Source organism: Sphingobacterium sp. UBA3549 (assembly GCF_002376635.1).
Lineage (GTDB): Bacteria > Bacteroidota > Bacteroidia > Sphingobacteriales > Sphingobacteriaceae > Sphingobacterium.
On the sequence record NZ_DFOE01000037.1, the window covers coordinates 550029 to 562844 of the forward strand.

Below are 12816 nucleotides of genomic sequence, written 5' to 3' on the forward strand. Positions count from 1 at the left end.
ACTATGTTTATCACATACAGAAAATATTCGAAATATTCGCTTTGGGCCATATTGGCCTGTAGCCTTTCTTTTACATCTTGTAAGAAAGCATTGGATTTCTCTCCCGAAGATAAATTGGACAGTTCAAAAATGTACAATACGCTTGCCGATGCTGATGCGGTGGTGCTCGGGATTTATGGACAAGTAGCTGGGCTAGGTGAACGTTATATTGTCCTGAACGAATTAAGGGCCGATCTCATAGATGTAACACAAAATGCAAATCCCTATTTGCAGCAAGTTTCCAATCATGAAGTAGCGGAAGATAATCCTTATGCCGATCCATCTGCTTTTTATAAAATTATCTTCAATTGCAATGATGCCTTGAAGAACTTCAAGGTGATGGAGCGGCAGGGTAAGCTGAGCAATACCGAATTTAATCAGCGTTATTCTGACCTCGCGATGCTGCGTGCATGGTTGTATTTACAATTAGGGATCCACTTTGGAGATGTTCCCTATATCAAAAATACAATAGAAAGTGTTGACGAGATTAAAAGTTTGGAGAACTATCCGAAAACAACTTTTGATCATTTGGTCGATTCTCTGATCAATGACACAAAAGATTTGCCATATCAAGACCCTTATGCCTATCCGACAGGCAGCACATTGGTTTTTACGACAGATGGCGCGAGCACACAGAAGGGGTTCATCAGCAAGGCCCATGTCCTCGGCGAACTCTATCTTTGGAAAGGAAACTATTATGAAGCGGCAAAGACTTATAAAAGATTGCTGTCTGCCGAAGACAATAACAGTAATATTGATTATCTGTTCAATTTCAATCGTATTGGCTGGAGCTACTTTAATGTAAGTTTTGCAAGAGCCCAGGAGGGTTCATCTTTGGTCAATTCCCTAACAGCCGGGTGGCGAAGTATGTTTGCGCTATCGAACACGGTACGGGAATGGAATTCCGAATGGAACTGGTCTATTCCATACCATAACTCTTTTGCTCCTGGAAATCCTTTTATAGAGCTATTTGCTAAGTCAGGAAAATATGCGCTTAAGCCCTCCCAAAAGGTGATCGATTTATGGAATTCACAGACCAATAATGCGGGTATTCCCTGGGACCCCCGGAGTAAGCTATCTTATGAAGTTGCTGCAAATGGTGATCCTGTGATTACAAAATTTACGGACAATTCAGGAGATGTATTGGGCTTGCTGAATAAGGGCGGTCGTTGGAATATCAATCGAGCCGCAGGGGCGCATCTTCGCTTTGCAGAAGCTGCTAATCGTGATGGTCAGGGCCGTTTGGCCTATGCATTGGCAAACTGGGGGCTAATCAGTACCTTCTATTATGGCGCTTTTACGAAAGACGGTGGTATTATACCTGGCAATTTTTTTGAATTGGAGTCGGAGATAACCCATGAAGGATTTGGGACGAATAGGACCACTTTTGCCGAATCCTCGCCCTATTATTTTGATGCACGCGACAATGCGAGTATCGTACGTGGGGTGTGGTATCGGAATTCGGGAATCCGTGGACGGGCTACCATGCCGCGTTGGCAATTCGCAGGCATTGAATATGGGCCAGGTACAGTAAGTGGTTACGGAAGCGTGATGACCGCTTTTAATGTGCCGCAAGCTGATCTGGAAGATAAGATTATCGAAGAATCTGCTCTTGAGTTAGCCTTCGAAGGCGAACGTTGGTCCGATCTGATGCGTATAGCAAAACGCCGTCATGATCCAGCTTTCCTAGCCGATAAAGTCTATGAGAAATTGCTGAAAGCAAATAACCCGAAAGCTGGAGCAGTACGCAGCAAGCTGATGGATATGAACAATTGGTATTTGCCATTTAAATTGCGGTAAGCCCGGCATAGATTTGGATTATTGATTTAAACGTTAAGGGTCTGCTTTGTGCAGGCCTTTTTCTTTATTTTTTGCGGATTGCGAGAAGCCGATATCATCGTAACATGTCAATGACAGATCGATCATTTGACCATTCGATTTGTGTTTTATAAATGTAATATTTACATTTATAATTATTTCTGATTAATTATAACCAATGGAACGAGCTATTTTCACATTAAGAGCCTGCTCTTTTTTTCTTGCAAAAGCAATTTGCTTTTTTTGTCTGTTTTGGATTTTCATTACGCCCGCATATGCCTATAGCAGCACGATTTCTGAACCGGATTCAGCCTATCTCTTTGCTTATGCAAAAGATAAGAATGCTGGTAGAGAAGGGTTATTATATGCCTGGAGTTTGGACGGGAAACAATGGGACGCTATTGGAACAGAACTCGCATTTGTAAAATCAGATTATGGACGTTGGGGATCAGAAAAACGGATGATAAATCCGGTGTTGTTTCCTCGAAATGGCGGGGGGTGGTCCTGTGCGTGGCAATTAAGTCCTGAAAATAATGGGCCATATGCCTATACTTTTACAACTGATTTTTTTAATTGGGGCAGGCAAGACTATTATGTCGAATTAAATGATTTGGATAAATCAATGATTTCGCTTGTAAAAAACAGTTTGTTGGACCGTGAGATTATTTCCATTAATGGCGAAAGTTTACGTGGAACGAAGCTGAAAGTTACATGGTCTATAATTAAAGAATTGATTAAACACTATGATCTTGCTCTGCTTAAGCAAAAGCAATGGTCCGAACGAAGTGTTGACGATGATGTACGCTTTGCAGGCTTAAAACCCTTGGATGTTAAGTTAACCCCAAAGATCGGACAAAGCAAGTCCATCAGCGATATGTTGGTAGGTGTATTTTTTGAAGATATTAATTATGCAGCAGACGGAGGTCTCTATGCGGAATTGATTCAAAATAGAGATTTTGAATATAAATTGAGCGATAAACAAGGGCATGACAAAAATTGGAACGAGAAAACAGCTTGGAGTATGGATGGATCGGGACAATTTCATATCGACAGTATCAATCCCATTCATCCCAATAATAAGCATTATGCGAGGTTACAATGCGCGGGTATACTAAGAAATATAGGCTACGATGGGATTGCTCTGCATAAAAACGAACGCTATGATCTTTCATTTTTTGGACGGGGCACTGCGGGTAAAGGGCGTCAACTAAAAATCCGGATAAGTACACAAGATGGAAAGATCCTTGATGAAAAATCCCTTGTTGTTGACAGCAAAAACTGGAAAAAATATCAATTGGTATTGACAGCCAATGCGACCTGTAAGGATGCCGTATTGGAATTTGTATTTACAGATCGACAACAATTGGATTTGGACCTGATTTCCTTATTCCCTCAAAACACCTTCAAAGGACGCAAAAATGGATTACGTAAAGATTTAGCCGAGGCTATTGCAGCTTTGAATCCACGTTTTGTTCGTTTTCCGGGAGGCTGTTTAGCACATGGCGATGGTATCGAAAATATCTACCATTGGTCCAATACTGTAGGACCTTTAGAAAGCCGTGTGCCACAACGCAATATGTGGGGATATCACCAAACTGTTGGTTTAGGATATTATGAGTATTTTCAATTTTGTGAAGATATAGGTGCCTATGCTGTCCCGGTAGTGGCGGCTGGGGTACCCTGTCAAAATTCGGGCGCTCACGGTCATCCATTGGGCGGGCAACAATGTGGTATTCCAATGGAAGATATGGATGACTATATCCAGGAAGTGCTCAATCTGATCGAATGGGCCAATGGGGATAAAAATAGCACCTGGGGAAAGGTACGTGCAGCAGCTGGACATCCAGAACCATTTCATCTCAAATATATTGGCGTGGGTAACGAAGATTTAATATCGAATGTTTTTGAGGAGCGTTTTACGATGATTTACAATGCTATCCGTGAAAAATATCCCGATATACAGGTTATTGGAACGGCGGGGCCATTTTTTGAGGGAACCGACTATGTTGAGGGCTGGAAAATCGCCAATAAATTAAACGTACCTATTATGGACGAACACTATTACCAGACACCCGGATGGTTTATTCATAATCAAGATTTCTACGATAAATACGATCGGAATAAAGCGCAGGTTTATTTGGGCGAATATGCCGCTCATATCGAAGGACGTGCAAGTACCTTGGAAGTGGCATTAGCCGAAGCCGCATATCTCACTGCATTGGAAAGAAATGGTGATATCGTTAAGATGGCTTCCTATGCACCGCTGTTAGCCAAAGATGGCTATACACAATGGCGCCCCGATCTTATTTATTTCAACAATACCGATGTGAATTTAACGCCATCCTATTATGTACAGCAATTATTCGGTCGTAATAATGGAACGGAATATGTTCCTGTGGAAGCCAGCTATTCTAATGCTGCCGTTGAGGTACAGAAGCGCGTGGCATTTTCTATTGTTAAGGATCCTAAAGATCAATCAATCATTATAAAAATGGTCAATGTTTTGCCTGTTGCCGTCAACATGGAATTGGAACTAGATAAATTCAACCTAAAAACTGAGCCTGCTGTTGTCGCGCAGCTCACAGGAGAGTTGAAGAGTACAACAGCGAAGCCCGAACAAAAGAGCGTGCCAGTGGAAAAGCTTAAAAACCAGCAATTGCCACCTTATTCGTTAACCATCATTCGAATTCCATCGCGTGCAAAATAGCCCAATTCAACTCCTATGAAACCACTAGTTGTGCAGAAAAGTATATGTTAGTTTTTATTCATCTCTATTTGGCAAAAATGAAAAAAAAATTTCTAGTTACCCTATTCGTTCTTTTAACTTACCTGGTTAAGGCGCAATCTCCCGTATACCTTTTTTCGTATTTTGTAGATAATGGCGCTGATGGATTACATCTAGCTTATAGTTTGGATGGTTTGAAATGGGAGCCATTGAATCAGGGAAAACCCTTCTTAACACCAACAGTAGGAAAAGATAGACTGATGCGCGACCCCAGTATTTGTCAGGGTCCCGATGGTACCTTTCATCTGGTATGGACAACAGGTTGGTGGGACAAAATTATCGGATATTCCTCTTCCATAGACTTGATGCATTGGACCCAACAAAAAGCAATACCAGTCATGGTAGATGAACCAGATGCAAAAAATGCATGGGCTCCCGAACTTTTTTACGACAATGCGACGAAAGAATATTATATCATTTGGGCCACGACAATTCCTGGTCGCCACAAAGAGGTACCGACTAGTGCTAGTGAAAAAGGATTAAACCACCGGATGTATAGCGTGACGACGAAAGATTTTAAAACTTTTTCAAAAACTAAGTTATTTTTTGATCCCGAATTTAGTGTGATCGACGCGGCCATTATACAACAAGCCAATAAGGAATATATGATGGTGCTGAAAAACGAAAACTCTAATCCACCGGAAAAAAATATTCGAATCACGGCAACAAAGAATTTAGCCAAAGGATTTCCCACTACTGTCTCTAAACCAATCACAGGCGATTATTGGGCGGAGGGCCCTGCGCCGCTGCAAGTAGGGGAGTATATATATGTATATTTCGATAAATACCGCGATCATAAATATGGTGCTGTTCGTAGTAAAGATGGTATCAACTGGGAAGATGTCTCTGATCTGGTGAGCTTCCCTAAAGGCGTTCGTCATGGAACAGCTTTTACGGTAAATCCAACCGTTTTATCCAATCTATTATCATTGAAAAGATAGTTGAGAATAACAGTTGTCATCTTAATTATAGCGATTGTAATAAAAAAGGTTTTCAAACGGGGAGAATGAAAACCTTTAAAATAACCAATTAATCCTAAATTTATGATAAAAAATATGATGCTTTGCTATAGGTTTTCCTTTGATTTAAACCATCTCATCTAAATCATAACATACGTACAGACCAATTAAATTGAAAAGCTACCGATTCAATACAGCAAGTTTACGTAAACCAAATGAACTTGTCATCCTGTGCTGTACTGTTCCAAAAGTATGGGGTTAGATCTGAAACCATTCAGGTAAGTTCAGGACACTGGTGCGTCCTGAATTTTTTATTTTAGGAGTTTGCTAACCCAAATGAATAGACCGATGCTTAAAATTCGAATTACGCTCTTTGCTTTAATATACGTTATGATGGCACATATCGCCTCAGCGCAGATTGGGAAAGAAATACAGTATCTTTCGGGAACTGACAACGTTCATACCGTTAATTGGGATTTTTGGGTGACGGGGGGGCGTAAAGCCGGGAAATGGGATAAGATCGCTTTGCCTAGCCATTGGGAACAACAAGGTTTCGGGGCATACAACTATGGACGGGATTATGTGACTTATGGCAAGAATTTTACCTTCCATGATGAGAAAGGTCTTTATCGGCATCAATTTACTGTCCCAAAGAATTGGAAAGGGAAAAAAATAAACCTTGTTTTTGAAGGTTCAATGACCGATACTGAAGTCAAGATCAACGGGAAGCTAGCCGGAGATATCCATCAGGGTGCTTTTTATCAGTTTAAATACGATGTTACCGACAAGATCACCTTTGGCAAGGCCAATATATTGGAGGCTACTGTGTCAAAAATGTCTTCCGATAAATCTGTTAACAATGCGGAGCGCCTTGCGGATTATTGGATTTTAGGCGGTATTTATAGGCCCGTATACCTTGAAGCGACAGCACAGGAACACATCAGCTGGACGGCTATCGATGCAAAGGCAGACGGAGCTTTTCGAAGCAATGTGCACTTAGAGGGGCTCTCTAAGGCTAATAAACTATCGGTAGAGATCAAAGATCTGAAGGGTAATGTGATCGCGATTCAACAGTTTCCAATTACTGCGAAAGACTCAGTGAAATTGGTCGAAATGAAAGTTGAAAACCCTTTATTATGGACCGCCGAGACACCAAACCTATATCAGGTCACGTACACCCTATGGAACGGGAAGAATAAAGAATATCAATATCAAGATCGCTTTGGTTTCAGAACAATTGAAGTTCGTGAGGGAGACGGCATTTATGTCAATGGTGTAAAAGTAAAGATGAAAGGTGTTAATCGTCATGTATGGTGGCCCGAAACCGGACGGTCGGTAAACGCGCAATTGGATCTGAACGATGTTAAATTGATCAAAGAAATGAATATGAATGCGGTCCGCTGTTCGCATTATCCGCCAGATAGATCTTTTTTGGCATATTGCGATTCATTGGGCTTATATGTTTTGGATGAATTGGCTGGCTGGCAAAAAGCATACAGTACCGTTGTGGGTAAAAAGTTGGTGCGAGAAATGGTTATTCGAGATGCTAACCATCCTTCCATTATACTTTGGAGCAACGGCAATGAAGGTGGACATAATAAAGAACTTGTAGACGAGTACAAGAAATATGATCTTTCGGCGAGAACAGTCATTCATGCACATCATAGACCGGGAAATGCAATCAATGGAATCGACTGTAACCATTATGAAGATTTTTATTCGACAAAAAAAATTCTGGAAGGACCAAATATTTATATGCCAACCGAATTTCTCCACGCACAGGATGATGGCGGTGCTGCGGCAGGATTGGCGGATATATGGGAGCTGCACTGGAATGCCAAATTAGGTGCCGGCGGATTTATCTGGGATTTTGCAGATGAAGGTATTGTGCGTACAGATTTCAATAATGCGATTGATGTCAACCGCGTAAATGCCCCTGATGGAATTCTTGGGCCACATCGCGAAAAGGAGGGCAGTTTCTATGCCATTCGGGAGATTTATGCACCTGTACATATTACGATGAAGAAATTACCTGTTGACTTCAACGGAACGATTTCGGTGGAAAATCGTTATCATTTTACTGATCTGAAAAACTGTCGATTTGAGGGTAAACTGATTACCTATCAACAACCCTATGCGGACGAATCAGGTGTGGATTCAGTGCTACATCTACACGTCGACAGTCCCATATTGCCTCCAACACAAAAGGGAAACTTGCAATTGAATTTACCGAGCGACTGGAAACAATATGATGCGCTGATATTGACTGCGATTGATCCACATGGGGAGGAAATTTATACTTGGACCTGGCGTGTAAAATCCAATCAAATGCTTACTGCGGAAATTTTGCCGTTGAAATCTTCTACCGATGTTGAAGTGAAAGAAGACAGTGCGAATTATATCCTTAAGGCAAACGGAATAACAGCTATGATTTCCAAAAAAACAGGATTATTGGTTGATCTGGCCAATGATTATAGCATGAAATTGGCTTTCAATAATGGTCCGGTGCTTATCGACGGACAGTCGGAGCTGAAAAGTGCTAAACGTTGGAAAGACGGAAAAAGTGAAGCTGTTGAGTTTATGTTTGATGGTAAACTAAGTTTTATCCGTTGGACGATGCGCCCAGACGGGTGGTTAAAACTTGATTATGCTTATCATATGGGCAAAGCAGTACCCTATGCTGGAGTGAGCTTTAATTTTCCTGAAAACTATATTATTGGGGCCAAATGGCTTGGTAATGGCCCTTATCGCGTATGGAAGAATAGGATGCAAGGTGTCACACTAAATACATGGGAAAAAATGTATAATGACGGAAAAGCAGGTATTGGGCCGTGGACATTTCCTGAGTTTAAAGGCTACTTCTCGGATGTTAGTTGGATACAATTCAATACAGTGCAAGGGAAGTTTTTGGTTGCAACAGATCAGGAAGATTTATTTGTGCGATTATTCGAGTTCTACGGAATTTCCGGTCCCAAAGGTTATCCGCAGTTGCCGACGGGGGATATTTCCTTTTTGGATGCTATTCCTCCTATTGGAACAAAACTGGCGTTGGGAATCAATGGAAATGCTGCGGTGAATGGACCCGCAGGTGAGCTTAATCAAATGGATAAAAAGATTAATCGGACACTCTATTTTTACTTTGGTACCCCGAAGGGCGAAAAAGAAAATACACAATTTGTGATGCCTAAAGTAAATGTATTGACAGATTAAAAGAATAATGCATAAAAAAGGGCTTTTATTTTTTAGAAAAGCCCTTTTTTATGGTATACCCCTAATAGTATGTATTCTTTTCAATAATGCTTATTTAGGTTTCTTGAACCTAAAAAGGTTGTGCTTTATTCACTTTTATCGCTATTCGTGAAGGAAAAATCATTGACGTATTTATTTTGAATAGCAGTTGATGTTGTTTTTTTAAGATGTACATCCTTCAATTGTACGGTCTGAATTGGAAGTTCGGGATTGCCATTGATCTTCTAATTTTACCAAGCAGGACAGTGCAAGGTGGTTTTGGATATGCTGTCTGAAGGATAGGTTATGACCAAATCCATACCAACTCCTAACTGCAAGCGGATTGTTAAAAAGGTAAAAGCATAGTGAATGCACCATAAAAGGTGGACTCAACGTGGACTCACTGTGGACTCACAGTGGTTACAGTTAGGAGTTGGTGTTAAGTTGGTATGGAGTTGGTGTTGGGAATTCTATAACAAATATATTACGAATAGCTTTGAATCCTTGTTATTGGGTTTATTATCAATGAAAATGAAGATGTGTTGACTGTGTAATTGAGCTTGTTCAGGATACTACAGGACGGCTCTTGTTAAAAATGTTGATACTTTTAAAACTAGCTACTTATTTAGGCATCCTTAAATACGCTGATCAATTTGACGGTATTGTCTGCACGTTTTAATTAAGCTGTAGACAAGCGGGAAAACAAGACTTAATAAAACTTAATATTATGAAAAAATTCTTTCGATTTTTACATCTGCTTACATCAATTGCGATTTTGTCCAATGTACATGCGCAAGGAAAGTTTCCGGACGGAACGGTAATTTCAACATGGTTCGAGACTGTAAAATCGACTGAGATCGAAACGCTCGGAAAGAAATTTCTCATCACAGATTTTGGTGTTGCGTCAGATAGCACCATCGTGCAAACGGCCAAAATTCAACAAGCTATTGATAAGGCCTATACCAGCGGTGGAGGTGTAGTCATAGTGCCTAAAGGTGTCTACCTGAGTGGATCCTTATTTTTTAAACCGAATACACATTTACACCTCGAAGAAGGCGCTGTACTGAAAGGAAGTGACGATATTGCGGATTTTGCGCTAGCGGAGACTCGTATGGAAGGGCAAACAGTGAAGTATTTTTTGGCGCTTGTCAATGCAGACCAGGTGGATGGATTTACAATTTCGGGTAAAGGTACACTCGATGGAAACGGGTTACGCTACTGGCGATCCTTCTGGCTTAGGAGACAGTTTAATCCACAATGCACAAATATGGACGAGATGCGTCCACGTTTACTTTATGTGTCCAATAGCAAGGATGTACAGGTTTCCGGCATTCGCTTGATCAATTCACCTTTTTGGACCTCGCATTATTATAAATGTGAAAATCTCAAATTGATCGGTTTACATATTTCAGCACCAAAGGAACCTGTAAAAGCACCTAGTTCCGATGCGATCGATTTGGATGTCTGCCGTAATGTATTGATTAAAGATTGTTACTTATCCGTTAACGATGATGCCATTGCACTAAAAGGCGGTAAAGGGCCTAAGTCCGACAAAGATCCTAACAACGGCCCCAATTCAAATATTATTGTTGAGAACTGTTTCTTTGGATTTTGTCATAGTGCACTGACTTGCGGCAGTGAATCTATTCATAGCTATAATGTGATTTTTAGGAACAATACCTTAGATAAAGCACGTAAGCTACTGCAATTAAAAATGCGTCCCGATACACCCCAGGAATATGAAAACATTTTGATCGAAAATGTAAAGGGAAATGTCAATAGCATGTTGTTTATTAAACCTTGGACCCAGTTTTTTGATTTGAAGGGTGAGAAAGGTATTAAAATGTCGTATGCAAGAAATATTGTTTTGCGCAATATTGACCTAGATTGCGACATCGTATTTGATGTACTCAACTCGGAGCAATATGTACTGTCGGATTTTACATTTCAAAATCTGCATGTCCGCGCCGCCAAAGATCCCGTGATTCATAAGGAATATGTTAAAAACTTTGTCCTGAATCAGGTGACTGTTAACAATAAAAAGCAATAATATGCTTTACCAGCATGTTTTTGTGAATTAGGCCTACGATGATGAAGACAAAACTTATTCTTTTAATAGGAGCGCTGATCGGTTCTCTTGCTGTTTCAGGTCAACGCAAAATGGAGTTTTTGGATCGAGGAATGATCGGCCTAAAAACGACCGATAATTCTGTTTTCTTAAGCTGGCGTTTGCTTGGTACTGACGATTTTGATACAGCCTTCGCAATTTATAGAAAGGAAAGGAATGGTCAGCTGAAAAAACTGAACCCTTCACCTTTAGTGAAGGGAACTAACTTCGTGGACGATCATATCGATTTGAATCAAGATGTAACGTATATTCTCAATATAGTCGCTGGAGGAAAAGAGAAAGAAGTGGCTAAACTGACCTTACCAAAAGATCAAAAAGTACAGCAATACTTGGATATTCCTTTACGCACTCCTAAAGGCTATATGCCTGGGGATGTTTCCGTCGGCGATTTGGATGGTGATGGGACGTATGAACTTATTGTTCATCAGACTGGTGTTGGACACGACAATGCGCACAATGGCATAACTTCCGAACCTATATTGCAAGCGTACAAACTGGACGGTACTTTTTTATGGGAAATTAATTTGGGTAAAAATATCCGTGAAGGGGCACATTACACCCAATTTATGGTTTATGACCTCGATAGTGATGGCCGTGCGGAGTTAGTCTGTAAAACGGCCGACGGTACTAAAGATGGACTGGGAAATGTTATTGGTGATGCACGGGTCGATTGGCGTGATACCCTATTAAATTCGCGGACAGTTGGTCGAATATTGAAAGGTCCTGAATACTTAACGGTATTTGATGGATTGACGGGAAAAGCCCTGAGTACGGTTGATTATCTGCCACAACGTGGAGAGCTAAGTTCATGGGGGGATACCAATGCCAATCGCAGTGATCGATTTTTAGCTTGTGTAGCCTATTTGGATGGCGTACACCCGAGTGTTGTCATGACGAGAGGATATTACGAACGTACGGCCTTGGCAGCATGGGATTTTAAAGATAAAAAACTGGTAAGCCGTTGGGTATTCGATAGTAAAGTGCGTAAAGATCCTTATTCTGGTCAGGGATATCACAATCTCACGGTTGCGGATGTAGACCAAGATGGCAAAGATGAAATTGTCTTTGGTTCGATGGTTATTGATGATCATGGAAAAGGTCTATATAGTACAGGTCTTGGGCATGGTGATGCTTTGCATGTCAGTGATTTGGATCCGGATAGACCCGGCCTAGAGATTTTTGGAATCCATGAACTGAAAGGTGGGCGGAAAGGGACTGGTGTGGCTTTATTGGATGCCAAAACCGGGGCAATTTTGTTTAAAAGTGCAATAGACCAAGATATTCCTCGCGGTGTTGCTGCAAATATAGATTCCGATCATAAAGGGGCGTATCTGTGGTGGCTGGGATCTCGAGATATGTACGATACCAAAGGTAATCGTGTAGGACCGGCTCCGAGATCGACCAATTTTCTGATTTGGTGGGATGCTGATTTGAGCCGTGAACTTTTAAACAGCAACTATATTGAAAAATATAAAAATGGAAAAACAGAACGAATCTTTACGGCGATGGGAGCATCATCGATTAATGGAACTAAAAGTACGCCCAACCTGAGCGCGGATATCTTCGGTGATTGGCGGGAAGAATTGATCCTACGTTCAGATGATAATCAATATCTGCGTATCTATACCACAACGATCCCGACGGAAAAGCGTGTATATACACTCATGCATGATCCACAATATCGCTTGAGTATAGCATGGCAGAATGTAGCCTATAATCAACCGCCACATACGGGGTATTACCTTGGTGTAAGTATGGATCGTCCGGTCAAACCGAATATTCAGTTGGTGAAGCCTGCCCGCACAAAATAGAAATTTAGACGCGTACGATTGGAATTGTTTGATTAAAAGAAATAGATA

The 12816-nt window shown here is 41.0% G+C and carries 6 protein-coding genes; all 6 read left to right on the forward strand.

What is annotated here, in order from left to right; translation table 11 throughout:
- Nucleotides 1-3: 3 nt before the first annotated feature.
- On the forward strand, nt 4-1839 hold the full coding sequence (locus tag B2W36_RS20935; protein ID WP_293889431.1) for a RagB/SusD family nutrient uptake outer membrane protein: 1836 nt from the start codon (nt 4-6) through the stop codon (nt 1837-1839).
- Between the two features lie 196 nt (nt 1840-2035).
- On the forward strand, nt 2036-4564 hold the full coding sequence (locus tag B2W36_RS20940) for an alpha-L-arabinofuranosidase C-terminal domain-containing protein (RefSeq protein ID WP_293889432.1): 2529 nt from the start codon (nt 2036-2038) through the stop codon (nt 4562-4564).
- 77 nt (nt 4565-4641) lie between these two features.
- Nucleotides 4642-5583 carry a glycoside hydrolase family 43 protein gene (locus tag B2W36_RS20945; RefSeq protein WP_293882886.1) on the forward strand — a complete coding sequence of 314 codons (942 nt, stop codon included), beginning with the start codon at nt 4642-4644 and terminating at the stop codon, nt 5581-5583.
- 366 nt (nt 5584-5949) lie between these two features.
- Nucleotides 5950-8811 carry a glycoside hydrolase family 2 protein gene (locus B2W36_RS20950; RefSeq protein ID WP_293889433.1) on the forward strand — a complete coding sequence of 954 codons (2862 nt, stop codon included), beginning with the start codon at nt 5950-5952 and terminating at the stop codon, nt 8809-8811.
- Nucleotides 8812-9556: 745 nt separating this feature from the next.
- Nucleotides 9557-10879, forward strand: coding sequence for a rhamnogalacturonidase (locus B2W36_RS20955; protein WP_293889434.1), 1323 nt, complete (start codon nt 9557-9559; stop codon nt 10877-10879).
- Between the two features lie 38 nt (nt 10880-10917).
- Nucleotides 10918-12768, forward strand: a complete 1851-nt coding sequence (locus B2W36_RS20960; RefSeq protein ID WP_293889435.1) for a rhamnogalacturonan lyase — start codon at nt 10918-10920, stop codon at nt 12766-12768.
- Nucleotides 12769-12816: the final 48 nt, after the last annotated feature.

Excerpts from the sequence above, each read along its gene's own strand:
- B2W36_RS20950 (WP_293889433.1), top strand. The coding sequence starts at position 5,950 with ATGCTTAAAATTCGAATTACGCTCTTTGCTTTAATATACGTTATGATG.
- B2W36_RS20935 (WP_293889431.1), top strand. The coding sequence starts at position 4 with ATGTTTATCACATACAGAAAATATTCGAAATATTCGCTTTGGGCCATA.
- B2W36_RS20945 (WP_293882886.1), top strand. The coding sequence starts at position 4,642 with ATGAAAAAAAAATTTCTAGTTACCCTATTCGTTCTTTTAACTTACCTG.
- B2W36_RS20960 (WP_293889435.1), top strand. The coding sequence starts at position 10,918 with ATGATGAAGACAAAACTTATTCTTTTAATAGGAGCGCTGATCGGTTCT.
- B2W36_RS20955 (WP_293889434.1), top strand. The coding sequence starts at position 9,557 with ATGAAAAAATTCTTTCGATTTTTACATCTGCTTACATCAATTGCGATT.
- B2W36_RS20940 (WP_293889432.1), top strand. The coding sequence starts at position 2,036 with ATGGAACGAGCTATTTTCACATTAAGAGCCTGCTCTTTTTTTCTTGCA.